This window comes from Streptomyces africanus, from assembly GCF_030816955.1.
Classification (GTDB): domain Bacteria; phylum Actinomycetota; class Actinomycetes; order Streptomycetales; family Streptomycetaceae; genus Streptomyces; species Streptomyces africanus.
In genome coordinates this window covers 766162-790631 of the sequence record NZ_JAUSYP010000001.1, presented here as the reverse complement: position 1 = coordinate 790631, position 24470 = coordinate 766162, and the positions used below count along the sequence as shown (strand labels likewise).

22 protein-coding genes are annotated in these 24470 nt (G+C 72.4%); 13 read left to right on the top strand and 9 right to left on the bottom strand.

Features of this window, described 5'->3' with window-relative positions:
* Positions 1-22 precede the first annotated feature (22 nt).
* Positions 23-1936, top strand: a complete 1914-nt coding sequence (locus QF034_RS03870; RefSeq protein WP_307173567.1) for a DUF2264 domain-containing protein — start codon at positions 23-25, stop codon at positions 1934-1936.
* Between the two features lie 55 nt (positions 1937-1991).
* On the opposite strand, the gene QF034_RS03865 is transcribed toward QF034_RS03870, so the two are convergent.
* From QF034_RS03865 to QF034_RS03850, 4 genes are all read right to left on the bottom strand, one after another.
* Positions 1992-3485, bottom strand: coding sequence for a tripartite tricarboxylate transporter permease (locus QF034_RS03865; RefSeq protein WP_307173566.1), 1494 nt, complete (start codon positions 3483-3485; stop codon positions 1992-1994).
* Position 3486: 1 nt separating this feature from the next.
* A complete protein-coding gene (locus QF034_RS03860; RefSeq protein ID WP_307173565.1) occupies positions 3487-4026 on the bottom strand; it encodes a tripartite tricarboxylate transporter TctB family protein in 540 nt (179 codons plus the stop codon).
* Positions 4023-5006: a Bug family tripartite tricarboxylate transporter substrate binding protein gene (locus QF034_RS03855; protein WP_307179792.1), complete on the bottom strand. Its 984-nt coding sequence runs from the start codon at positions 5004-5006 to the stop codon at positions 4023-4025. The genes QF034_RS03860 and QF034_RS03855 overlap by 4 nt, the downstream gene beginning before the upstream one ends.
* A 259-nt stretch (positions 5007-5265) precedes the next feature.
* A complete protein-coding gene (locus QF034_RS03850) occupies positions 5266-6522 on the bottom strand; it encodes an outer membrane protein assembly factor BamB family protein (protein ID WP_307173564.1) in 1257 nt (418 codons plus the stop codon).
* Between the two features lie 232 nt (positions 6523-6754).
* Here QF034_RS03850 and QF034_RS03845 point away from each other — a divergent pair, with 232 nt between their 5' ends.
* Complete coding sequence (locus tag QF034_RS03845; RefSeq protein ID WP_307173563.1) at positions 6755-6925, top strand: DUF5670 family protein; 171 nt, start codon at positions 6755-6757, stop codon at positions 6923-6925.
* A gap of 71 nt (positions 6926-6996) precedes the next feature.
* Positions 6997-7488 carry a hemerythrin domain-containing protein gene (locus tag QF034_RS03840; protein WP_307173562.1) on the top strand — a complete coding sequence of 164 codons (492 nt, stop codon included), beginning with the start codon at positions 6997-6999 and terminating at the stop codon, positions 7486-7488.
* Between the two features lie 66 nt (positions 7489-7554).
* On the opposite strand, the gene QF034_RS03835 is transcribed toward QF034_RS03840, so the two are convergent.
* A complete protein-coding gene (locus QF034_RS03835; protein ID WP_307173561.1) occupies positions 7555-9105 on the bottom strand; it encodes an alpha/beta hydrolase in 1551 nt (516 codons plus the stop codon).
* A gap of 354 nt (positions 9106-9459) precedes the next feature.
* Here QF034_RS03835 and QF034_RS03830 point away from each other — a divergent pair, with 354 nt between their 5' ends.
* The 7 genes from QF034_RS03830 (at position 9460) to QF034_RS03800 (ending at position 15989) form a co-directional block, all read left to right on the top strand.
* Entirely contained in the window at positions 9460-10575 is a 1116-nt protein-coding gene (locus QF034_RS03830; protein WP_307173560.1) for a Gfo/Idh/MocA family protein, read from the top strand.
* Positions 10572-11498: a DUF6807 domain-containing protein gene (locus QF034_RS03825; protein ID WP_307173559.1), complete on the top strand. Its 927-nt coding sequence runs from the start codon at positions 10572-10574 to the stop codon at positions 11496-11498. Before QF034_RS03830 ends, QF034_RS03825 begins: the two co-directional genes overlap by 4 nt.
* Positions 11492-12253, top strand: a complete 762-nt coding sequence (locus QF034_RS03820; protein WP_307173558.1) for a cupin domain-containing protein — start codon at positions 11492-11494, stop codon at positions 12251-12253. The genes QF034_RS03825 and QF034_RS03820 overlap by 7 nt, the downstream gene beginning before the upstream one ends.
* A 61-nt stretch (positions 12254-12314) precedes the next feature.
* A complete protein-coding gene (locus QF034_RS03815; protein ID WP_307173557.1) occupies positions 12315-13598 on the top strand; it encodes an ABC transporter substrate-binding protein in 1284 nt (427 codons plus the stop codon).
* Positions 13595-14533 carry a carbohydrate ABC transporter permease gene (locus tag QF034_RS03810; protein ID WP_307173556.1) on the top strand — a complete coding sequence of 313 codons (939 nt, stop codon included), beginning with the start codon at positions 13595-13597 and terminating at the stop codon, positions 14531-14533. The genes QF034_RS03815 and QF034_RS03810 overlap by 4 nt, the downstream gene beginning before the upstream one ends.
* Positions 14530-15390, top strand: a complete 861-nt coding sequence (locus tag QF034_RS03805; RefSeq protein WP_307173555.1) for a carbohydrate ABC transporter permease — start codon at positions 14530-14532, stop codon at positions 15388-15390. The genes QF034_RS03810 and QF034_RS03805 overlap by 4 nt, the downstream gene beginning before the upstream one ends.
* A gap of 5 nt (positions 15391-15395) precedes the next feature.
* The gene (locus tag QF034_RS03800) at positions 15396-15989 is read left to right on the top strand and encodes a hypothetical protein (protein ID WP_307173554.1); all 594 of its coding nucleotides are present in this window, start codon (positions 15396-15398) and stop codon (positions 15987-15989) included.
* Positions 15990-16445: 456 nt separating this feature from the next.
* Here the strand turns inward: QF034_RS03800 and QF034_RS03795 are convergent, their stop codons facing one another.
* Positions 16446-17147 carry a phosphatase PAP2 family protein gene (locus tag QF034_RS03795; RefSeq protein WP_307173553.1) on the bottom strand — a complete coding sequence of 234 codons (702 nt, stop codon included), beginning with the start codon at positions 17145-17147 and terminating at the stop codon, positions 16446-16448.
* A 131-nt stretch (positions 17148-17278) separates the two neighbouring features.
* Between QF034_RS03795 and QF034_RS03790 the strand changes: the two genes are divergently transcribed.
* Entirely contained in the window at positions 17279-17935 is a 657-nt protein-coding gene (locus QF034_RS03790; protein WP_307173552.1) for a class I SAM-dependent methyltransferase, read from the top strand.
* A 12-nt stretch (positions 17936-17947) separates the two neighbouring features.
* Here the strand turns inward: QF034_RS03790 and QF034_RS03785 are convergent, their stop codons facing one another.
* Entirely contained in the window at positions 17948-20200 is a 2253-nt protein-coding gene (locus QF034_RS03785) for a heavy metal translocating P-type ATPase (protein ID WP_307173551.1), read from the bottom strand.
* 3 nt (positions 20201-20203) lie between these two features.
* A complete protein-coding gene (locus QF034_RS03780) occupies positions 20204-20416 on the bottom strand; it encodes a heavy-metal-associated domain-containing protein (protein ID WP_086563092.1) in 213 nt (70 codons plus the stop codon).
* Between the two features lie 198 nt (positions 20417-20614).
* Between QF034_RS03780 and QF034_RS03775 the strand changes: the two genes are divergently transcribed.
* Positions 20615-21574, top strand: coding sequence for a DUF8832 domain-containing protein (locus QF034_RS03775; RefSeq protein WP_307173550.1), 960 nt, complete (start codon positions 20615-20617; stop codon positions 21572-21574).
* Positions 21575-21577: 3 nt separating this feature from the next.
* Here QF034_RS03775 and QF034_RS03770 read toward each other — a convergent pair whose 3' ends face one another.
* Positions 21578-23413, bottom strand: a complete 1836-nt coding sequence (locus QF034_RS03770) for a glycoside hydrolase family 15 protein (protein WP_307173549.1) — start codon at positions 23411-23413, stop codon at positions 21578-21580.
* Between the two features lie 171 nt (positions 23414-23584).
* Between QF034_RS03770 and QF034_RS03765 the strand changes: the two genes are divergently transcribed.
* Positions 23585-24466 (top strand): SIS domain-containing protein, encoded by an 882-nt coding sequence (locus QF034_RS03765; protein WP_307173548.1) that lies wholly within the window; start codon positions 23585-23587, stop codon positions 24464-24466.
* Positions 24467-24470 lie beyond the last annotated feature (4 nt).

The following is a 24470-nucleotide window of genomic DNA, read 5'->3' as shown; positions in this document are numbered from 1 at the left end:
CCAACGGAGGAACCGCACCCGCATGAGCGCGCCGCACGTGTCGCTCCCCGACCCGACGCACCTCCCCAACCTGCCCCACCTGCCACCCCCCGACCCGCTGACCTCGCCCCTCACCGGCTGGACCCGCGCCCACTGGGAGGCCATCGCCGACCGTCTCCTCGACGCCCTGACGCCCTACGCCTCCCCGGGCCTGGCCCAGTACCGGCTGCCAGGGCCGCCCAGCCACTCCGGGGCCTGGTCGGACGGCCTGGAGGGCTTCGCCCGCTCCTTCCTGCTGGCCGCGTTCCGCATCGCCGGTTCGGGCGGGCAGGGCGTGCCCGGCCTGATCGAGCGCTACGCCGCCGGGCTCGCGGCCGGAACCGACCCGCGCGGCCCCGACCGCTGGCCGCCCATCACCGACCGCTCCCAGCCCATGGTCGAGGCCGCGTCCCTCGCGATCGCCCTGCACGAGACCCGCCCCTGGATCTGGGACCGGCTCGACGACCGGGTACGGCAGCGGGTCGCCGACTGGCTCGGCGGCTTCGTCGGAGCCGTGGTCAACGACTCCAACTGGCGGCTGTTCCAGGTCATCACCGAGGAGTTCCTCGCCTCCGTCGGCGCCCCGCACAACCGCACCGAGATCGACGCCGGCCTCGCCCGCCTGGAGGACTGGTACCGGGGCGACGGCTGGTACACCGACGGCGACGGCCGCAAGTTCGACTACTACAACGCCTGGGCGCTGCACCTCTATCCGGTCCTGTGGGCGCGTATCGCGGGACCGCGCGCCGACCCCCGGCTGGTGGCGGAACACCGGAGGCGCCTGCGGACGTTCCTCCACGCCCACCAGCACTTCTTCGGCGCCGACGGCGCCCCCGTCCACCAGGGACGCTCGCTCACCTACCGGTTCGCGACGACGGCCCCCCTGTGGGCGGGCGCCCTCGCCGACGCCACCCCGCTGCCACCCGGCCGCACCCGCCGTCTCGCCTCCGGCGCGCTGAAGCACTTCGCCGAGCGCGGCGTGCCCGACGCGCAGGGACTGCTCACGCTCGGCTGGTACGGGCCGTTCCTCCCCGTCACCCAGCGGTACTCGGGCCCGGCCTCCCCTTACTGGGCGAGCAAGGCCTTCCTCGGCCTGCTCCTGCCCGCCGACCACCCCGTGTGGACCGCGCCCGAGGAACCCGGCCCGGTGGAGACGGCCGACGTGCGCCTCGCGTTACCGGCGCCGGGCTGGCTGCTGCACTCCACCGCCGCCGACGGGATCGTCCGCCTCGTCAACCACGGCAGCGACCGGCTGCCACCCCCGCCTGCAACGGCCGAGGACAGCCCGCACTACGCCCGGCTCGCCTACTCCAGTGCGACGGCGCCCGAGACACCGGGCCCCGACAACCACATCGCGCTCCTCGCCTCCGACGGCACACCCACTCCCCGCGGGCGCATCCACCCCCTCGGCGTCGAAGGCTCCCGCGCCGCCTCCTGGCACCGGGCCCTGCTGCCGGGCGAGAGCGAAGGCCACCGCATCGAGACGGTCAGCGTGGTGCACGGCCCCTGGGAGGTCCGGGTGCACCGCGTCGACGCGCCGCCCGGCACGCCCGTCCGCGAGGGCGGCTGGGCCGTCGCCGACGACACCGCGCCACCGGCCGCCCGGACCGGCCCGGGCTGGGCACTGGCCCGCCGCGCGGACGGCCTGACCAGCGCGCTGGTCGGGCTGCACGGGTGGGGCGACGAAGACGGGGCGGTCGTCGCGGCTGCGGGCAGCAATGCGTACGGGCACCACTCGGCGACGCCGTTCCTGACGCTGCCGTCCCACCCCGGTGGTACGCGCCTGATGGTGACGCTGGTCGTGCTCAGTGCCGACCCGGTGGTGCACGCGTCGGCCGAGGGGGCCCGGGCCCGGGTCGTGGCCGACGGGAGTGTGGAGATCCGTTTTCCCGACGGCACGCGGGAGTTCGTGTCGTGATCACAGCCGTGGGGGCGCGGCCCGGATGAGCCACGCCCCCACGGTCTGGCTTGCGTCAGGCCTCCACGCGCCTGCGCGTCACCGCCTTCCGCAGCAGCGGCCAGGCCAGCAGCAGCACGATCACCGCGTACACCGTCACCGCGAACGGCGTGTTGAACAGCCCCGTCACCCTGCCGTCGCTGATCTGGAGCGCGCGCCGCAACTGCTGCTCGGCGTTCGGGCCGAGGATCACGCCGATGACGGCGGGCAGCACCGGCAGGCCGTAGCGGCGCATGCCGAAGCCGATCAGGCCGATGATCAGCAGGATCACCAGGTCGATCACCTCACCGCCGACCGCGTACGCGCCGACCGCCGCGAAGAACATGATCCCGGCGTACAGGTACGGCCGCGGAATGCGCAGCAGCTTCGCCCACACCGGCGCCAGCGGCAGGTTGAGCGCGAGCAGCAGCACCATGCCGACGAAGAGCGAGGCGATCAGCCCCCAGACCAGGTCGGGTTCGCGCTCGAAGAGCAGCGGGCCGGGCTGGATGCCGTACTGCTGGAAGGCTGCCAGCATCACGGCCGCGACCGCCGTGGTCGGCAGGCCCAGGGTCAGCATCGACACCAGCGTGCCCGCCGCCGAGGCCGACGCCGCCGACTCCGGCCCGGCCACGCCCTCGATGGCGCCCTTGCCCCACTCGTCCTTGTGCTTGGACAGGCGCTTCTCCGTCACGTACGACAGGAAGGTCGGGATCTCCGCGCCGCCCGCCGGGATCGCGCCGAACGGGAAACCGATGAACGGGCCGCGCAGCCACGACTTCCAGGTCCGGTTCACATCGCCGCGCCCCAGCCACGGACGCCCCACCGGGATCGGCTCCGGCGGCCTGCGCCGCAGGTGCGCCGCCACCCACAGGGCCTCGCCGATCGCGAACAGACCGACCGCGACGATCACCACGTCGATGCCGTCGGCCAGTTGCAGCGAGCCGAAGGTCAGGCGCTGCTGGCCGGTCATCTGGTCCAGGCCCACCAGGCCCAGTGTGAGGCCGATCAGCAGGGAGGCGAGGCCCCGGATGCGGGACGAGCCCAGCACCGACGTCACCGCGATGAACGCCAGCACCATGATGGCGAAGTAGTCCGGCGCGCCGATGTCCACGGCCAGTTCGGCGACCGTCGGGGCGAGCGCCACCAGCAGGATCGTGCCGATCAGGCCACCCGCGAAGTGCCCGACCGCGGCCGCCGCGAGAGCCTGCGCGCCGCGCCCGGACTTGGCCATGGGGTTGCCCTCCATGGCCGCCACCACCGCCGCGCTCTCGCCGGGCGTGTTGAGCAGGATGGAGGTGGTCGAGCCGCCGAACATCGCGCCGTAGTAGATACCGGCGAACATGATGAACGCGCCGATCGGGTCGAGCCCGTAGGTCACCGGCAGCAGCAGCGCCACCGCCATGGCCGGGCCGATGCCGGGCAGCACGCCGATCGCCGTGCCGAGCAGCACACCGATCGCGGCCCAGAGCAGGTTGACCGGGGTGAGGGCCGTGCCGAAGCCGTCCAGAAGGGAGTTGAAGGCATCCATGTCACAGCACTCCCATCAGCGGACCGCCGGGCAGGGGCACTCCGAGCAGGTCGTTGAAGACGACGTAGGTCACGAGGGACAGCCCGGCCGCGATGAGCGGATCGCGGTCGATCCGGCGGCTGCCGAGCGCGAACGCCGCACCCCAGAACAGCAGCGCGCCCGCGACGGGGAAGCCGAGCGGCTCGATCAGGACGGCCGAGCCGAGGAACACCCCGGCGAGCAGCAGCACCGTGCGCCAGTCGGCGGGCTCGGACAGGTCGATGTCCTCACCGCCCTCGGCCTGGCCCCGGCCGCCGCGCAGCACGTCCACGGCGAGCAGCGCGGCGATCACCAGCAGCCCGGCGCCGACCACGACCGGCACGGTCTTCGGGCCGACGGGTCCGCGCTGGGCGATGTCGACGTCCATGGTGAGCGCGTCGGTCAGGACGAGCACGCCCAGGACCAGCAGCAGTGCGCACACGCCGAGTTCGGAGTGCTCCTGCAACCATGAGCGCCGCTCGCCCTGCTCCGCGGGGGGAATGTCGGTGGTCTGCGTCGTCACAGTCCCAGCTCCTTCAGCACCGAAACCACACGCTTGTCCTCGGCGTCGAGGAACGCGCCGAACTCCTCACCGGTGAGGAAGGCGTCGTCCCAGCCGTTCTGCTCCAGGGACTTGCGCCACTCGTCCGAGCCGTGCAGTTCCTCGATCAGCCGCACGAGCTTGCGGCGCTCCCCGTCGGTCAGTCCGGGCGGGGCGACGATGCCGCGCCAGTTGGTGAAGTTCACGTCGTACCCGGCCTCCTTCAGCGTCGGCGCGTCCAGCCCCTCGACGCGCTCGGGGCCGGTGACCGCGAGGAGACGCAGCTCGCCCGCCTTGATCTGGTCCAGGTACTCGCCGACGCCGGACACACCGAAGGCGACCTTGTTGCCGAGGATCGACGCGAGCAGCTCGCCGCCGCCGTCGAAGGGGATGTAGTTGACCCGCTTCGGGGGGATCCCGGCGGCCCGCGCCATCAGCATCGGCGCGAGGTGGTCGGGCCCGCCGGGCGACGAGCCGCCGCCCACCGGGAGCTTGCCCGGGTTCTCCTTCCAGGCGCCGATGAGATCGTCGATCGTCTTGTACGGGGAGTCCTTGGCGACCACGACGACGTCCTGCTCCTCGGTGAGCCGGGCGATCGGCGTGGTGTCGCCGAGCGTCTTCGGCGCGTCGTTGGAGCGGACCGCGCCCACGACCCCGAGGCCCATGGACATGGCGAGCTTGCCGTTGCCGTGCTCGCTCACCAGCCGGCTCAGGCCGACCGTGCCGCCGGCGCCGGGCAGGTTGAACACCTCGATGTTGTGGGTCAGTCCGGCGTCCTCGGCGTTCTTCGCGGCCGTACGGGCCGTGATGTCATAGCCGCCGCCGGGCGTGTTGGGGACCATGAAACGCAGGCCCGGGATCTGTGTGCCGGTCTCGGAACCGCTGCCGGTGGTCAGCAGCGGCGGTCCGACGAGCACGAGCACGGCGGCCCCGAGCAGGGCGAGGGGGGTGCGCAGGCGCACGAGTGCCACCACCTGTCGGTACGTCGTTGCGGGTAGGTAAGGGCCCTGTGGGGGAGGGTGACGTGGGCCACATGGTGCACCGGCGCCGACGGGCTGTCTCTCTTGCGGAACCAACGGAGGTTTTGGTCTTTGCGGTCACCGGCGCGACCCCGGCGACGCGAGTTCCCGGGACCGCCGGGCACGCGGCCTGTCCTCCGGAGCCTTCGAGCGCGCGACGCCGAGGCGGACCGCACCGGCCCCCTCGGCGTCGCGCGTGTGCTCAGTCTCCGAACGCGGTCAGGACCCCGTTCTGTCCGGGCGCGAACACGCGGCCGCCCGCGGTCGCGATGCCGGGGTTGACCCAGCCCCGCCAGTCCTCCTCGGGGAGCACGTCCTCCGTCGGGTGCGGCTCGGCCCACAGCCGGTAGGACCAGACGACGGCGCCGGTGCGCTCGTTCAGGACCACCAGCTTGCCGTTGCCGTCCTGGACGTACACGTAACCGCCCGCGACGAGACGGACGGTGGCCGCCTGGCGCGGGCTGGTGTAGCTCCAGGCGGGTTGGTACGTCGTCGTGCTGATCGCCTTCACGACGCCCCGGTGGGCCACGTAGACCCGGCCCGGTCCGAACGCGGGCGTGGCGTCGGCGGGGAAGGAGCGCAGGACGGCGCCGGTGTTCTGGTCGTACGCCACGCTCCGCTCGTCGTCGGCGGCCGAGCTGCGCAGCCACAGCGCCCCGGCGCCGCGCGCGATCGGGTTGCCGCCGAGCGCGGTCAGGTCCGGCACGTCGTAGCGGCGCAGTTCCCGGCCGGTGTTCCGGTCCAGCAGCTGGAAGGAGTAGTTGTCGAAGCCGAACCACACGCCGAGGTCGTCGACGACCACCGGCGACATGCCCCAGTCGACGAGCGGGGCCCGCCACAGCTCCGCTCCGTCGCTCGCGCGCAGGGCCAGGGCCGTACCGCGGCCGTCCTGGGTGTACAGGACGCCGTCGTACCACGTCGGCGGGTACTCGCAGATGCCGGACCCGATGCTGTGGGACCACCGCTGCCTGCCGGTCGCCGGGTCCCAGGCGGTCACCACGCCCCTGCCGGTCTGGGTGTACAGCAGTCCGCCGCCGTAGGCGAGCGTGGCCTTTGGATCGTTGTCGGCGATCAGGCGCTGGGGCCACAGCCTCTTGCCGGTGGCCGCGTCCAGGCCCACGAGTTCCATGCGCAGGCCGCCGGTCTCGTCCTCTCCCACCGCGTTGACCACCACGAAGACCTTCCCGCCGACCGCCACCGGCGCGGAGACGGCCGAACCCAGGTCGGCCGACCAGAGCTTGGTGAACGGCGGCGCGGCCGTGGCCTGGGCGACGAAGCTGTCGTGACGGGCGTTGGCGCGGTACCCCAGTGTGGCGTCCGCCGGTTCCGTGGTCGACGTCGCGGGCGCGGGTGCCGCGGTCGCCGCTCCGCCGGGGCCGACGCCGACGGCCAGAACCGCCAGGGCCGTCGCCACCACGCAGCCCGATCTGATCCGGACGCGTCTCGCCGTGCTGCCCATGAAACCCCCCTCGGGTCGGATGGAGTGGCCGGTGCACCGGCCGTCGATCCCATTACCCGCAAGCCCCGGGGCAACTCCCTTACCAGCAGGCCGACTTCAGGCCTGACCCGGCCTCGGCGCCATGGCTCGGCCGAAGCGGCGCACATGCCCCGGGCAGGGGTGGACAAACCCAGAAATTCGACTGTGTGTTCGCCCGCCGGCTGGGCACCTGGGGGAGCGGAGGTTGATATTCATGGTTCCCCTGCTTCTTGTCCTGCTGCTGGCCCTGATCCTGTTCGGCGCGGGCTTCGCGCTCAAGGCTCTGTGGTGGATCGCGGTGATCGTGCTGGTGCTGTGGCTGCTGGGCTTCGTGATCCGCACCGCGGACAGCGGCGGCCGCAAGGGTCGCTGGTATCGGTGGTAGACGTACAAAGCGTCAGGAATGGGGTAAAGGAAAGTGGCCCGATTCTCCCGTATGAAAGGCGTTCCTGTTCCATGGCCGATACACAAGACGTCGTAGAGCTCATCCTCCGGGACCACCGGCGGATGGAGGACCTCTTCCGCCGGATGCGGAGCGTCGAAGCCGACCGGTCGGGCGCGCTGCGGGAATTCGCGGATCTGCTGATCGCGCACGCGCTGGCCGAGGAGGCCAAGGTCTACCCGGCGCTCAAGCGGTACAAGAACATCGACGACGAAGAGGTCGAGCACGGCGAGCACGAACACGACGAGGGCAACAAGGCCCTCCTGGAACTCCTCGAAGTGGAGGAGGTCGGCTCCGACGAGTGGGACGAGAAGCTCGAGGAGCTGGTGCAGGCCGTCACCCACCACGCCGACGAGGAGGAGCGCACCATCCTCAACGGCGCGCGTGAGAACGTGGCGATGGAACGGCGCGAGGAGCTGGGCCGGGCGTTCTGGCAGGAGCGTGAGCGGCAGCTGAAGGCCGGCTGCGGGTCCGTCGGCAACGTGCGCAAGATCGTCGAGTCGTGAGCAGAGCGGGCCGGCCCCGCCCACTCACGGAGCCCGGACCGGCAACGGTCCGGGCTCCCGCGTGTGCTAGCCGTACGAGGGTGCCCGGCAGTCGAGGTCCCGTCCCGGCAGGCGCCCAGTGGCCAGGTACGCGTTGACCGTGTCGTCGACGCACGGCACGCCGTAGACGCCGTACACCGCGTGCTGGTCGGCCCCGGTCAGGGTGATCAGGCGCGAGGAGGGCCACCTGCCGCGGACCGCCCGGGCGCCGTCGTAGCCGGTCCGCGGGTCACCGGTGGCGTTGACCAGCAGGGCCGGCAGGTCGTCCCGGACCGTCGTCGGTCGCTCGCGCGGCCGGTCCCAGAAGGCGCACGGGTTGAGGTTGTTGGTCACGGGCGCGAAGAGCGGGTCCTGCGCGCGGGTGCGCTGGACGTCGCGCCAGTAGATCTCGGGGTCCCGCGGAGCGGCTCCGTCACCGCACACGATCGCCGTCTGCGCACTGCCGTAGGGGGAGTCGGTGCCCGTGAGCACGAATTCGAGCACCCCCGCGAGCCACGGGGACGGCGTCACCTTCCGCCCCTTGGAGGCCCGGAGCATGTCCCGCACGCCCTGGGCGAAGTCGCCGTAGGCGGCGTCGTTGTCCTGCGAGAGGCCATTGAGGGCGACGATCGGCATGACGTGCTCGTCCAGGCGGTGCTCGCCGAGCCGCAGCGGGGTGCGGGCGGCGGCCCGCCGGACGCGTTCCACGGTGGCCAGCACCTCGCTCCGCGTACGGCCCAGACCGTAGGTCGCGTCGCGGGCGGCCGCCCAGGAGGCCCAGCCCTTCAGGGCCTGGCGGTTGGCCCGCTCGACGCCCAGCCACAGCCGGGCACTGTAGCGGTCCGGGTCGATCACACCGTCGAGGACGACCCGGTCGGTCCGGCCGGGGAACAGCGTGGTGTACACCTCGCCGAGGTAGCTGCCGTACGAGTAGCCCAGGTAGGAGATGCGCCGCTCGCCGAGCGCGGCCCGGATGACGTCCATGTCGCGCGCGGTGTTGCGGGTGGTGGCGTGGGGGAGGACGTCGCCCGCGTGGGTGCGGCAGCGCTCGGCGAGGTCCTTCGAGAACGCGGCCATGCGATCGAAGCCGGCCCGGTCCTCACCCGCCCCGCGCCACGCCGAGCCGGTCGGCCAGTGGCAGTCGAGGGGCGTGCTGCGGCCGACGAAGCGGGGATCCACGCCGACCACGTCGTACCGGGCGCCGACGTCCTTCATCGCCTTGCGCACCCACGGCGGATCGCCGAGGGTCTGCCCGCCGGGGCCGCCGCCGTTGAGCAGCAGCGGGCCGACGCGGCGGTCGGTGTCGGTGGCGCGGATCCGGGATATCGCGACGGTGATCGTACGGCCGCCGGGGTCCGAGTAGTCCAGCGGGACGGTCACGTCGGCGCAGCGGGCGCCCGCCTGCTCCAGGTTCTTGCCGGTCGTGTCGTCCGGTCCGAGGACGCAGCTCTTCCAGGTGAGGCGCTGGTGGTGGTAGCGGGCGAGGGGGTCGGAGCCGGGACTCGCCCCGGCGGTGGCGGGCAGTGCGGTGAGGGCGAGGGCGGCGGCCGTCAGGGCCAGGGCGGCCCGTCTCGCGGTTCCCGGGCTGCGGGATAACACGTGGATGTCCCTTCTGTCGCGACGGTCCCCTCGTCGGGTGGGTGTGAACAAGCCGAGGAGGGGCGCTGTGCGACAGAACGGTAGGGGCGGGCCACGTGCTGATCACTCCGGCTGGCAGCCCGGTTCGTGGTGGGGTCAGCGCCACCGGCGACGCGGGGGCTAGGCCGCTTTCCATGGTGGTGACAACAACCCGAATCTCACCCCCGAGCTGGGAGAACGCTGGGGCAGACCTTGTGCAGGTAGCTGCAGGGGGGTTGTCCAGACATTCGCTCACGCCTAGGGTCGGCTTCCGGGTGCAAGCGCTTTCCAAGTGCTGTCCCAGCGTGTGTCCGCCGGCCGTCCGAGGAGCGCCGCATGTCCTTGTCCCCCGCCCGCCGCCGCGTGGCCGTCGTCGGCACCGGAGCGATCGTCAGCGGCAGTCATCTGCCCGCGCTGCGGGCCCACTCCGACCGGGTGGAACTGGTCGCCGCCGTCGACGTCGACCAGGAGCGCCTCGACGCCTTCCGCGAACTGGCCGGAGACCAGGTCGCCGGGTACACCTCGGTGGACGCGATGCTGGACGCCGTCCGCCCCGATCTGGTCCTCATCGGGACGCCGCCCTCCCTGCACCGCGACCAGACGGTGGCCGCGCTCAAGGCCGGTGCCTGGGTGCTGTGCGAGAAGCCGCTCACCCTGTCGCTCGCCGAGTACGACGAGATCGCCGCAGCCGAGGAGGCCTCCGGGGCGTACGCGGCGGTCGTCTTCCAGCACCGCTACGGATCCGGCGCGGTACACGCCCGCGAGCTGATCACCAGCGGTGAGCTGGGCGCCCCGCTGGTCGCGCACTGCCAGACCACCTGGCACCGGGACGCCGCCTACTACGCCGTGCCGTGGCGCGGCAAGTGGGCCAGCGAGGGCGGCGGGCCGACCATGGGCCACGGCATCCACCAGTACGACCTGATGCTGCACCTGCTCGGCGAGTGGGAGGAGATCCGCGCCATGGCCGCCCGGCTCGTCCACGACACCGAGAGCGAGGACGTCTCCACCGCCCTGGTGCGGTTCAGGAGCGGCGCCCTCGCCACCGTCGTCAACAGCGTGCTCTCCCCGGACGAGGTGAGCCGTATCCGCATCGACTGCGCGGACGCCACGGTCGAACTCACCCACCTGTACGGCCACTCCAACGACAGCTGGGTCTACACCCCGGCCCCGCACGTCGCCTCCGACCGCGCCATCGCCTGGCGGACCCCCTCGAACGACGTGCCCAGCTCGCACACCGCCCAGCTGGGCGCCCTCCTCGACGCCTACGACAACGGCACCCGGCCACCGGGCAGCGGCCAGGACGCCCGCGCCACCCTGGAGTTCGCCGCCGCCCTGTACAAGGCGGCGTTCACCGGCCGCTCCGTGCACGCGGGAGAGATCGGCCCCGGCGACCCCTTCTACGAGGCCATGCACGGCGAGTACCCCGACTGGGCCCCCAAGGAGCGCGCATGAGCATCCGAGTCACCCACACCCACGGCGAGGACATCGCCGTCACGGCGGCGAACGGCACGGAGATCCTCCGCTACGTCTACCGCCCCGACCCGGATCCCTTCGAGTCCCGCAAGCCGTACGCCCACCCGGTGCGCACCCTGTCCGGCCGCACGGTCACCGGCTACCGGCCGAACGACCACCGCTGGCACAAGGGCCTGCAGATGACCGCGAGCCATCTGTCCGGCCAGAACTTCTGGGGCGGCAACTGCTACGTCCACGGGCAGGGCTATCTGCGCCTGCCCGAGCGCGTCGGCTCCATGCGGCACGACGGCTTCCCGGAGTTCACGGTCGAGGACGACCGCCTCGCCTTCACCGAGGAGCTCACCTGGGTCGAGAACGGCGGCGAGGAGTGGGCGCGCGAGGTGCGGGGGCTGACCGTCCACTCGGTGGACCAGCAAGCCGGCGCCTGGGCCCTGGACTGGTCGATCCGCCTCACCAACGTCCGCTCCGAGCCCCTGGCCTTCGGTTCGCCGACCACCGCCGGCCGTGAGATGGCCGGCTACACCGGACTCCAGTGGCGCGGCCCGCGCGACTTCACCGGTGGCACGGTCTTCGCCCCGGACACCGACGCCGACGCGGGCAAGCTGATGGGCACCCAGGGTCCCTGGCTCGCCTTCACCACCGAGCACGACGACGTCGACGGCCACTCCACCCTCGTCTTCGCGCACGCGCCCGAGAACCTCGACGAGACGTCCGCGGTCCACGAGTCCCACTGGTTCGTCCGCTCCGAGCCCTTCCCCACGGTCGCCTTCTCCTGGGCGTTCTTCGAGGAGTTCGAACTCCCGCCGGGCGAGTCCTTCGCCTACCGCTACCGGCTCGTCGTCGCCGACGGCGCCTGGGACCGCGACCGGGTCGGCACGCACCTGGAGGGCCTGCCGTGGTGAACGACGCCAAGCCCGCCCTGCCGCACCCGCTGCCCGGCGCGATCGGCCTGTCCCATCTGAGCGCCTACGACTGGGAGGCCGCCGACGGCGTCTGCGGCGGCAGCCCGCACCTGCACCTGGTCTGCACCGAGGCGTACGTCGTCACCGGCGGGCGGGGAGCGGTCCAGACGCTCAGCCCCGACGGCTACCGGGACATCCCCCTCGAAGCCGGCTCCATCGCCTGGTTCACACCGGGCACCGTGCACCGCATGGTGCAGGGCGGCGATCTGCGCATCACCGTGCTGATGCAGAACAGCGGCCTGCCCGAGGCCGGGGACGCCGTGTTCACCTTCCCGCCCGAAGTGCTCGCCGACCCGGAGAAGTACGCCGCCGCGGCGACCCTGCCGCCCGGCACGGGACCGGAGACGGCGGCGGCCGCCCAGCGCCGCCGGGACCTCGCCGTGGAGGGGTACCTCACCCTGCGCGAGGCGCTCGTGGCCGGCGACAACGGCCCGTATCTGGAGTTCCAGCGGGCCGCCGCCCGGATCGTGCGACACAAGGTGCCCACCTGGCGCGCCCTGTGGCGGGCGGGCGCCCTCGCCACCGCCGAACGCACCGGCGCCCAGCTCGACGCCCTGGCCGACGGTGAACCCGCCTATCTCGGCGAAGCCACCGCCTACGAGGCCGCACCCACGCGGCTCGGCGGCTTCGGCATGTGCGGCCGGCGGGACGAGTACAACCTGCCCGGGACGACGCTGCCGTACCAGAGCGAGTAACGCAGCAGGGGGGTGAGGGGGGCCGACAGAAAGTCCGAGGAAAGGAAGAGGTGACCTCGGCATGCCGCGACACAGGACAAAGGGGTTCTGCGCGTCGGCCGCCGCACTGGCACTGTGTGCCGTGCTGGCGGGCTGCGGAGGATCCGGGGAATCGGCCGGCGGCGGCAAGGTCGTGCTGCGCTACACGTGGTGGGGCAACCCCGACCGCGCGGAACGCACCGAGCAGGCCGTCGCGCTGTTCGAGAAACAGCATCCGAACGTCGACGTGACGACGTCGTTCTCCGGCTACGACGCCTACAAACAGAAGCTCGCCACCCAGGCCGCCGGCGGTGACGCGCCGGACGTGATGCAGCTGGACTACCGCCAGATCGACCAGTACGCCTCCGGCGGTGTCCTGCTCGACCTGGCGAAGCAGAAAGCCGTCCTGCGCACCTCCGAGATCGACCAGGGGCTGCTCGCCACCGGCCGCGTGGACGACGCCCAGTACGCGATCCCGCAGGGCCGCGGCACCGAGACCGTCGCCTACGACGTCGGGACCTGGAAGAAGTCGGGCGTGCCCCTCCCCGGCAAGAGCTGGACCTGGAGCCAGTGGGCCGACACCATGCGCGCCCTGGCGAAGAAGACCGGCAAGCCCGGGGCGACCGACCCCGGCCAGAGCGAGGATGCCTTCGAGGTCTGGCTGCGCGGGCAGGGCAAGGTCCTCTACACCGAGGACGGCCGGCTCGGCTTCAGCGCCGACGACCTCACCCGCTGGTGGACCTTCACCGACAAGCTGCGCCGCGAGGGCGCCGTCTCGCCCGCCGAGCAGACCACCCAGCTCGACGGCTCCGTCGAGAACACCCCGCTGGGACGCGGCACATCCGTCACCGACGCCAACTGGGACGCCCCGGCCAGCGGCTTCCTCGCCCTCGTCAAGGGCGGCGTCGCCCTCGCCCCCATGCCGTCCGGCGAGGACGGCACACCCGGCCAGTACTTCAAGCCGTCCATGTTCGTCGGAGTCTCCGCGAACACCGCCCATCCGAAGGAGGCCGCACAGCTCGTCGACTTCCTGGTCAACGACCGCCAGGCCGCGCAGATCCTCGGCGCGAGCCGCGGCATCCCCGTCAACGAGACCGTCCGGGACGAGATCGGCCCGCAGCTCAAGGACTTCGACAAGACCATCGCCGACTTCCAAGCGTCCCTGGAGGGCAAGCTCAAGGACCCGCCCCAGGCACCGCCCTCGGGCGACAACGCCCTCCAGAGCACCTTCCAGCGCGACTACGACCAGGTGTCCTACGCGCGCATGTCGCCCCGCGAGGCGGCCGAGAACTACGTCACCGAGGCGAAGGCGGAGCTGAGGTCATGACCACCACCGCGATCCCCACGGAGACCGAACACGTCCCCGCCACCGCCCCGAAGCGCCGCCCCGAGCGCGAACGCGAGGGCGCCGCCTGGGTGTTCCTCTCGCCCTGGGTCCTCGGCGCGATCGTCCTGACCCTGCTGCCGATGGCCGTGTCGCTGTACCTGTCGTTCACCGACTACGACCTGTTCAACCCGCCGAAGTGGGTGGGCCTGCGCAACTACGTGCAGATGTTCACCGAGGACCCGCGCTACTGGCGCTCGGTCGTGACGACGGTGACGTACGTCGTCATCGCCGTGCCCCTGCAACTGGCCCTCGCCCTGGTCGTCGCGCTCGCCCTGAAGGGCATGAAACGCGGCAAGGCCTTCTACCGCTCCGCCTTCTACGCACCCTCGCTGCTCGGCGCGTCGATGTCCATCGCCCTGGTCTGGCGGGCCGTCTTCAACGACGGCGGCACGGTGGACAACCTGCTCGGCACCGGCGGCTGGGTCAACAAGCCCGGCTGGTCGCTGCTCGCCGTCGCGCTGCTGACGGTGTGGCAGTTCGGCGCGCCGATGGTCATCTTCCTGGCCGGTCTCCAGCAGATCCCCGCCGAGCTGTACGAGGCGGCGGCGGTCGACGGGGCCGGGAAATGGCGGCAGTTCGTGTCCGTCACCGTGCCGATGCTGTCCCCGGTGCTCTTCTTCAACCTGGTCCTGCAGACCATCCAGGCCTTCCAGGTGTTCACGCCCGCCTTCGCGGTCAGCGCGGGCAAGGGCGGACCGGCCGACTCGACCCTCGTCTACACCATGTACCTCTACGACCGCGGCTTCGTCGCCTCCCACATGGGCTACGCCTCCGCCATGGCCTGGGTGCTGCTCCTCGTGATCGGAGTGGTCACGGCGGTGCTGTTCCGCACCTCGCGCTCCTGGGTCTTCTACGCCTCCGAGGGGGACCGATGACCTCGACCGCCGTTTCCCACAAGCCCGTCCGCTGGGGGCGGGTCGCCGTCCACCTGGGCTGCCTGGCCGCGCTGCTGGTCATGCTGTACCCGCTGGCGTGGCTGCTGGCCACCTCGCTCAAGCCCGCCGACGAGGTCATCGCGAGTCTGAACCTGCTGCCCAGCCACCTGGAGTGGTCGAACTACTCCACCGCCATGGAGGGCGTCAACGAGGTCTCCATCTGGCGGCTGCTCGGCAACTCCCTGCTGATCGCGGGCGGTGCGGTCCTCGGCAACGTCATCAGCTGCTCGCTCGCCGCCTACGCCTTCGCCCGCCTCAGGTTCCGGCTGCGCGGACCGCTGTTCGCCTTCATGATCGCCACGATCATGCTGCCGCACCACGCGGTGCTGATCCCGCAGTACATCATCTTCAACCAGTTGGGCCTGGTGAACACCTACTGGCCGCTGATCCTGCCGAAGTTCCTCGCCACCGAGGCGTTCTTCGTCTTCCTCATCGTGCAGTTCATGCGCGGCCTGCCGCGCGAACTGGAGGAGGCGGCCCGGATCGACGGCTGCGGACCCTTCCGCAGCTTCTTCCAGGTCGTGCTGCCGCTCACCCGGCCGGCCCTGATCACCACCGCCATCTTCACCTTCATCTGGACCTGGAACGACTTCTTCACCCAGCTCATCTACCTGTTCGACCCGGACAAGTTCACGCTGACCCTCGCGCTGCGCTCCTTCGTGGACGCCTCCAGCACCTCCGCCTTCGGGCCGATGTTCGCGATGTCGGTGATCGCGCTGCTCCCGATCGTGCTGTTCTTCCTCGCCTTCCAGCGGTTCCTGGTGGAGGGCATGGCCAGCTCCGGACTGAAGGGGTGAGCGGGATGCGGACACGTGAGGCCGGCGAGGTGTTCGGGCCGCGCATGACGCTGTTCGCGGACGTGCTGAGCGTCGGCCTCGCCACGTCGGTGGCCTGCCTGCCGCTGGTGACGGCACCGGCCGCGCTCTCGACCGCGTGCGCCGTACTGCGCGGTGCCGGACAGGACCGGCCCGTCACGGCCGGAAGGTACTTCGTCCTGCTGCGGCAACGGCTGCGGCCCGGTGACCTGCTGGCGGGGGCCGTCGCCCTGGCGGGGCTGCTGCTGCTCGCGGCCGACCTGGCGCTGGCCGGGGCCGGGTTGCCCGGGGCGCCACTGTTCGCGGTGATCGCCGCCGCCATCGGCGCCTGCGCGGCGGTCGTCGGCCTGCGGGCCTGCGCCCGCCCCGAGTCGCTCACCGACTGGCGTGCGGCGGTGCGCGGGGCCGCCCGGGACGCCGTGGCGGACGCGGGCGGCAGCGGACTGGTCCTGCTCGCCGTGGCGACGGCCGCGCTGTGCGCCTGGATGCTGCTGCCCCTGGCCTTCCTGGCCCCGGGACCGCTGGCCTTGGCGCTCACCGCCGTCGACGTACGCCGGTCGGCTGCTGTTCTCCTGGAATAGCCGGGAGCCGAGGGGCCGATGAACGAACCCGTGGCTTCCCTGCCGCACGACGGCGGCGATGCCGATCCGCGGCCACGAGCGGCCGGCCGTGAGGAGGGCCTGCGTCCGCTCCGGCGGGGTGGCCGCTGCCGCCAGTGCGGCTGCGGCGCTCGCGATGCCGTTGAGCGGGCTTGTGGCTTCACTGTCGTGTGGCGGCGGCGATGTTGGTCCGCGGCCGGGAGCGGCCGGGGTGAGGGCCTGCGTCCGCTCTGGACGGAGTGGCCGCCGCCGCTAGGGTCACTGCGGTGTTCGCGAGGCCGTTGAGCGGGCCCGTGGCCTCACCGCCGTATGGCGGTGATGTTGGTCCGCGGCCGGGAGCGGCCGGGGTGAGGAGGGCCTGCGTCTGCTCTGGAGGGAGTGGCCGCCGCCGCCAGTGCCGCTGCGGCGCTCGCGAGGCCGTTGAGCGGGCCCGCGGCCTTACCGCCGTGCGGTGGCGCCGATGCCGGTCCGCGGCCACGAGCGGGCCGCCGTGAGGAGCGCCTGCGTCCGCTCCGACGGGGTCGCCGCTGCCGCCGCCAGGGCTGCCGCGGCGCTCGCGATGCCGAGGACCGCGCCCGCGGCCACGTCGCCCGGGTAGTGCACGCCCGTGTGGATACGGGAGTAGCCGACGGCGCTCGCCAGCGCCCCGAGCGGCACCGCGGCGGGCGGCAGGACCACGCCGACGGCGGTGGCGAACGCGACCGCCGACGCCGTGTGCCCGGACGGGAACGAGGCCGACGTCGGCATCGGAACGTGCCGGTCCACGGTCACCCGGGCCGCCTCCCGGTCCGGCCGGGCCCGGCGCACCAGGCGCTTGCCGAGCAGATTGGCGGAGGCCGAGGCCACGGCGATCGCCCCGACGCCGGCGAGCGCGGCCCTCCTCGGCCGCTTCCCGCCCAGCGCCAGGGCCGCGGCGATGGCGAACGAGATCTTGGAGTGGTCGGCCGCATGCGACAGATGGCGCAGCGTCCGGTCGAGCGTGGGCGTGGGAGTGGCGGCCACCGCCGCGTACAGCGCGCCGTCCACGGCCCTGAGATCGCCCATGACGGCGCCCAGGAGCCGGCGGGGCCCGCCCGAGGGCCTCCCGTCCGGCGGGAGCGGACGAAGGGCGTCCTCGTCTGTGGTCGTCGGATCGGTCATGTGCTTCTCCCCGCAGTGGCCTTCCCCAGCAAGGTACCGGCTCACGCCCGGCGCACGCTCGGCGCCCCTGCGAGCCGGTACCTCCCGAGTGCCCACGCAGGGCGACTGAACCCGTCTGCTGAACTGTGGGCATGATGCCCCTGCCACGCCGGGTTCTGCGCGCACTCGACCGTTTCCACGCCGCCCGTCCCTGGGATCACAACGCCCACTTCCACCGCTGGATCCTGCGGCAGCTCCCCGGGCGGGTCGGGAGCGCCCTGGACGTGGGGTGCGGCAGCGGCGATCTCGCCCGGCTGCTGGCCGGCCGGGCGGAGCGGGTGCACGGGGTCGACGCCGACCCGGCGATCATCGCCCGGGCGAGGGAGCTGACCCCCACAGCGGTCCCGGTGACGTACACGGTGGCCGACGCGCCGGCCGGGCTGCCCGCCGGTCCGTACGACGTCGTCACCTGCGTCGCCGCGCTCCACCACCTGCCGTTCACCGAGGCCCTGGAGGCTTTCCGTGACCGCCTCGCCCCTGGCGGCACCCTGGTGATCGTCGGTGTCGCCCGGGAGCTCACGCCCGTCGACCGCCTGCTCTCGCTCGCCTCCGTCCCGCTCAACATCGTCATGGCCCTGCTCAAGACCCGGGGCCGCCCGGTGCCTCGCCCCGTCTCCATGACGGCCCGCACGCGTCCGGCGGACCGGACCTTCCCGGAGATCGTCCGCGAGGCCCGGTCCGTCCTGCCCGGCGTCCGGTTGCGCCGCCGCCTGTTCTGGCGGCACACGCTGGTGTGGCACCGCCGCTGATCCGCCACCGTTTCAGCCGGCGGCGCGGAACGTGCGCAGCCGCAGCGAGTTGCCCACCACGAAGACCGAGGAGAAGGCCATGGCCGCCCCGGCGATCATCGGCGTGAGCAGACCGGCCGCGGCCAGCGGCAGGGCCGCCACGTTGTAGGCGAACGCCCAGAACAGGTTGGAGCGGATGGTGCCGAGGGTGCGGCGGGCGAGCCGGATGGCGTCCGCCGCGGCCCGCAGATCGCCCCGCACGAGGGTCAGGTCGCCGGCCTCGATCGCGGCGTCCGTGCCGGTGCCCATGGCCAGACCGAGATCGGCCTGGGCGAGGGCCGCCGCGTCGTTGACGCCGTCGCCGACCATGGCGACCGAACGGCCCTCGGCCTGGAGCCGCTTGACGACCTCGACCTTGTCCTGCGGGAGCACCTCGGCGACGACGTGCTCCGGCGCGATGCCGGCCTCGCGGGCGACGGACCGGGCCACCGCCTCGTTGTCCCCGGTCAGCAGGATCGGGGTCAGTCCGAGGGCGCGCAGGCGCCGGATCGCCTCGGGGCTGGTCTCCTTCACCGCGTCGGCGACCTCCAGCACCGCGCGTGCCTCGCCGTCCCAGGCGACCGCGATGGCGGTGCGCCCGGCGTCCTCGGCCGCCGCCCGGGCCCGGGCCAGTCCCTCCGGCAGCTCCATCGCCCAGTCGGCCAGCAGCCTCTCCCGCCCGACGAGCACCGCGTGGCCCTCGACGACGCCCTGGACGCCGAGTCCGGGCACGTTGGCGAAGTCCTCCGGCGTGGGCAGCGCGCCCAGCTTCGCCAGCGCACCGTCGGCGACGGCCCGGGCGATCGGGTGCTCGGAGGAGTGCTCCAGCGCCCCGGCCAGCCGCAGTACCTCGGCCTCGTCGGTGCCGTCGGAGGTGTGCACGGCCAGCAGGGTCATCCGGCCGGTGGTGACGGTGCCGGTCTTGTCGAGGACGACGGTGTCGACCCGGCGCGTGGACTCCAGGACCTCCGGGCCCTTGATGAGGATGCCGAGCTGCGCGCCACGCCCGGTGCCGACCATCAGCGCGGTCGGCGTCGCCAGACCCAGGGCGCACGGGCAGGCGATGACGAGGACGGCGACCGCGGCGGTGAACGCGGCCGTCAGCCCGGATCCGTTGCCGAGCCAGAAGCCCAGCGTGCCCAGCGCCAGAGCGATCACCACCGGCACGAACACGGCGGAGATCCGGTCCGCGAGCCGCTGCGCGGCGGCCTTGCCGTTCTGCGCGTCCTCCACCAGCCGGGCCATCCGGGCCAGCTGGGTGTCGGCACCGACCCGCGTGGCGCGCACCACGAGCCGCCCGCCGACGTTGATCGTGGCGCCCGTGACCGGGTCCCCGGCGCCCACCTCCACCGGCACGGACTCGCCGGTGAGCATCGAGGCGTCCACGGCGGACGAGCCCTCGACCACCGTCCCGTCGGTCGCGATCTTCTCGCCGGGCCGGACCAGGAAACGGTCCCCGACCCGCAACTCGCCCACCGGCACGGTCTGTTCGCGGCCACCGTCACGCAGCACGGTGACGTCCTTCGCGCCCAGCTCCAGCAGTGCGCGCAGTGCCGCGCCCGCCTTGCGCTTGGCACGGGCCTCGAAGTAGCGGCCGGCCAGGATGAAGGCGGTCACGCCCGCGGCGGCCTCCAGGTAGATGTTCCCGGCGCCGTCCGTGCGCTCGATGGTCAGCTCGAAGGGGTGCGTCATGCCCGGCGTGCCCGCGGTGCCGAAGAACAGGGCCCACAGCGACCACAGGAACGCGGCCGAGGTGCCCACCGAGATCAGCGTGTCCATGGTGGCGGCGCCGTGCCGCGCGTTGGTGAACGCCGCCTTGTGGAAGGGCCACGCCGCGTACGTCACCACGGGCGCCGCCAGCGTGAGCGACAGCCACTGCCAGTACTCGAACTGCAGGGCCGGGATCATGGCCATGGCCACGACGGGCACCGCCAGCACCGCGGCCGTGACCACCCGCTGCCGCAGCGGCCGCAGTTCGTCGGGCTCCTCGGCCGGCTCCTCCCGCCCGGCGGGCGGAGCGGGCTCCTGGGCGGTGTACCCGGTCGCCTCGACGGTGGCGATCAGGTCGCCGACGGAGACGTCACCGCTGTAGCTGACCTTCGCCTTCTCCGTCGCGTAGTTGACGGTGGCGGTGACCCCGTCCATGCGGTTGAGCTTCTTCTCGATGCGCGCCGCGCAGGAGGCGCAGGTCATGCCGCCGATGGCGAGTTCCACTTCGGCGCCGGTACCGGTCGTGTCGATGGTCATGGCTCACACCCGCCCGGTCAGCTCGTAGCCGGCCTCGTCGACGGTCTCGGCGATCAGGGCGTCGTCGGGCTCGGCGGCACTGGTGACGGTGACGTGCCCGGCGTCGAGATCGACCTCGACGGCGCTGACGCCGTCCAGCTCGCCGATGGCCTTGGTCAGCGTGGCCTTGCAGTGGCCGCAGGACATTCCGGAGACGGCGTAGGTGGTGGCGGTCATGGCGTGCCTCCTGGGTACGGTCGTGATGTCTCGGATACGGGGCGGGGGTATCTCTCCCGCCGGATTCAGGTATACCCCCGAGGGGTATGAGATGCAAGCGGGAGCGCTGCTTGACTTGGTACCCCCCAGGGGTATGGTGAAGTGCATGAAGGCCCCGCGCAGGAGCGGGAGCCCCCGGTTCTGAAGGAGATGCAGGCCATGAACACCGGACTGAAGATCACGACCTTCGCCGCCGTCCTGGCAGCGACCTTCGGCACGGCCTACGGCGTTGGCCAGGGCATCGGCCCCGTCGTCGACGACAGCCCGCCGCAACACAAGGACGAGCACACCCGGCCCGCACCCCCGACCGAGCAGGCCGGCGGCCACACCGGGCACGACACGCCCCCGGCCGGTGGGCTCCAGATCTCCGAGGACGGCTACACCCTCGACCTGGAGACCCCGAGCGTCACCGCCGGTCGGCGGACCGACCTGCGCTTCACGGTCAGGGACGGCGGGGGTCGCGCCGTCACCGCCTATCAGCGCGAGCACGACAAGGAACTCCACCTCATCGTGGCCTCACGCGACCTGGTCACCTACCGCCATCTGCACCCCACCCGAGCCGCCGACGGCACCTGGAGCACCCCCGTCGACCTGCCACGCGCGGGCGGCTACCGCGTCTTCGCCGACTTCACCCCGGCCAGGAAGGACGCCCGGAACCTCACCCTCGGCGCGGACCTCGCCGCCTCCGGCCCGTACCGGCCGAAGGAACTGCCCGCACCGGCCACCACGGCCAGGACCAACGGCTACGAAGTGAAGCTGTCCGGCGCCCTGCGGCCCGGCACGGCGAGCGAACTGAAGCTGAAGGTCTCCCGCGCCGGCCGGCCCGTCACCGACCTCCAGCCCTACCTCGGCGCGTACGGCCACCTCGTCGCCCTGCGCTCCGGCGACCTCGCCTACCTCCACGTCCACCCGAACGGCGAACCCGGCGACGGAAAGACCAGGCCCGGCCCGGACATCTCCTTCACGGCCACGGCCCCCAGTGCCGGTTCCTACCGCCTGTTCCTCGACTTCAAGCACGACGGAAAGGTCCACACGGCGGCGTTCACCGTCAGGACCGGAGGAGCGGCGGCCGGATCCGGTACCCCGGAGGGGCGTGCGGACGACGGCCACGGGCACTGAACCTCAGCCGAGCGCCCGGTCCAGATTGAAGGCGGCGCTGATCAGCGCGAGATGTGTGAACGCCTGCGGGAAGTTGCCCTGCTGCTCCCCGGTGCGGCTGATCTCCTCGGCGTACAGGCCGAGGTGGTTGGCGTACGTCAGCATCTTCTCGAAGGCGAGACGCGCCTCGTCGATCCGGCCCGCGTGCACCAGGGCCTCGACGTACCAGAACGAGCAGATGGAGAACGTGCCCTCGTCGCCGCGCAGCCCGTCCGGACTGGCCTGCGGGTCGTAGCGGTAGACCAGCGAGTCGGAGACCAGCTCCTCGGTGAGCGCGTCCAGCGTCGACAGCCACTTCGGATCGGTCGGGGCGATGAACTTCGTCAGCGGCATCATCAGCACGGCCGCGTCCAGCACGTCGCTGTCCTCGTGCTGGACGAAGGCCCGGCGCGTCTCGGACCAGCCCCGGCTCATGATCCGCCGGTAGATCGTGTCGCGGCACTCCCGCCAGCGCAGCAGGTCTGCGGGCAGGCTGCGCCGGAGGGCCATCCGGATGGCCCGCTCGATCGCCACCCAGCACATCAGCCGCGAGTACAGGAAGTACTTGCGCCCGCCCCGCGTCTCCCAGATCCCCTCGTCGGCCTGGTCCCAGTTCTCGCACACCCAGTCCACCAGCGCGCACAGATCGTCCCACTGGTCGCTGGAGATGGGCTTGGCCCACTTGTCGAAGAGGTAGATGGAGTCGATCAGCGCGCCGTAGATGTCGAGCTGGAGCTGGTCGGCCGCCGCGTTGCCGACCCGTACCGGCGCGGAGCCCTGGTGGCCTTCCAGGTGGTCGAGTGTCGTCTCGGGCAGTTCGCTGCGCCCGTCGATGCCGTACATGATCTGCAAGGGGCCGGAGGGCTTGCTGTCGCCCGGGCTGATGTGCCGGGACACGAAGTCCATGAACGCCTCGGCCTCACCGGTGAAGCCCAGCCGCAGCAGGGCGTAGACGCAGAAGGCCGCGTCGCGCACCCACACGTAGCGGTAGTCCCAGTTGCGTTCGCCGCTGAGCTGCTCGGGCAGACTCGTCGTCGGCGCGGCCACGATCGCCCCGGTCGGCGCGTAGGTGAGCAGCTTCAGCGTCAGCGCCGAGCGGTGCACCATCTCCCGCCAGCGGCCCCGGTACTTGGACGCCGCCAGCCAGCGCCGCCAGTACGCGACCGTCGCCGCGAACTGCTCCTCCGCCTCCGTGTGCGCACATCGGCGGGGCAGGACGCGGCCGCCCACCTTGTCCAGCGCGAACACCGCCGACTCGCCCTCGGAGAGCTTGAAGTCCCCGCGTACGTCCGGCCCGTCCGTCTCCAGCGGCACGGTCGCGGTCAGCGCGAGCGCCAGCCCCTCGGCCTCGAAGAGCGCCGTCTCACCGGCCAGCCGGACGGTGTGCGGCCGGGTGCCGTAGTGGAACCGGGGAGCGACGCGGGTACGGAACGGGATCGAACCGCGTACGCACACCACCCGGCGGATCAGCCGGTGCCGCTCCGCCTCGGCCGACTCACCGTCGAGCGGCATGAAGTCCTGCACTTCGCCGACGCCGTCCTCGGTGAAGAACCGGGTGATCAGGACGTTGGTGTCGGGGAAGTAGAACTGCTTGGTCCGCGCCGGCACCGCCGCCGCCAGTTCGAAGCAGCCGCCGCGCTCCGCGTCCAGGATCGAGGCGAACACGCTGGGCGCGTCGAAGGCCGGGCAGCAGTACCAGTCGATCGTGCCGTCGGTCCCCACCAGGGCCACACTGCGCAGGTCGCCGATCAGCCCGTGCTCGGCGATCGGCAGATACCGCCGGCCGCCCGGCACGTCGGGGTCGTGCGCTGGTCCGCCCATGACCGCCTCCCTGGCCGGTACACGCCTCAGCCCCAGCCTAGGACGTAAGGGCGGGGAACGAAGGTCACACCGGGCGCAGGCCCGCTGACCCTCACCCGATCCGGCCCTGATGCTTGATACTGCTCGAAAGATGGCGATATCTTGCAGGAACAATCAGAGGGAAGGTGCGGCATGACGCATGTCGAGCACGAGCTCACCAGCCAGCCCGCGTGCTGGACACGCGCCGCGTCACAGGCGGCCGACCACGCGGAGATGCTGCCGGTGCCGGGGGAGCGGGTCGCGATCGTCGGCTGCGGCACCTCGTACTTCATGGCGCAGGCGGCCGCCGCCCTGCGCGAGGGCGCGGGCCAGGGCGAGACCGACGCGTTCGCCGCCTCGGAGTTCCCGTACGGCCGCGCCTACGACCGGGTCGTCGCCCTCACCCGCTCCGGCAGCACGACCGAGATCCTCGATCTGCTCGGCAGGCTGCAGGGCCGCACCCGCACCACCGCCATCACGGCCGACCCGAACACGCCCGTGCGGACGGCGGCCGACCGGCTCGCCGTCCTCGACTTCGCGGACGAACGCTCCGTCGTGCAGACCCGGTTCGCCACCACGGCCCTCACCCTCCTCCGCGCCCACTTCGGCCTGCACCCCGACACCGCCGTCACCGACGCGCGCACCGCCCTGACGGAGCCCCTGCCCGAAGGCCTGGCCGGCTGCGCCCAGTTCACCTTCCTGGGACGCGGCTGGACCGTCGGCCTGGCCAATGAGGCCGGGCTGAAGATGCGCGAGGCGGCGCTGTCCTGGGCGGAGGCCTACCCGGCGATGGAGTACCGGCACGGGCCCATCAGCGTCACCACGCGCGGCACCGCGACCTGGATGTTCGGCGAGGCACCCACCGGGCTGGCCGAACAAGTGCGCTCCACCGGCGGGTTGTGGATCGAGGGCCGGCTCGACCCCCTGGCCGAACTCGTCCGGGCCCAGCGCCTCGCGGTCGCCGTCGCCGCGGCCCGCGGCCTCGACCCGGACCGGCCCCGCCATCTCACCCGCTCGGTGATCCTCGCCCACTGACCCT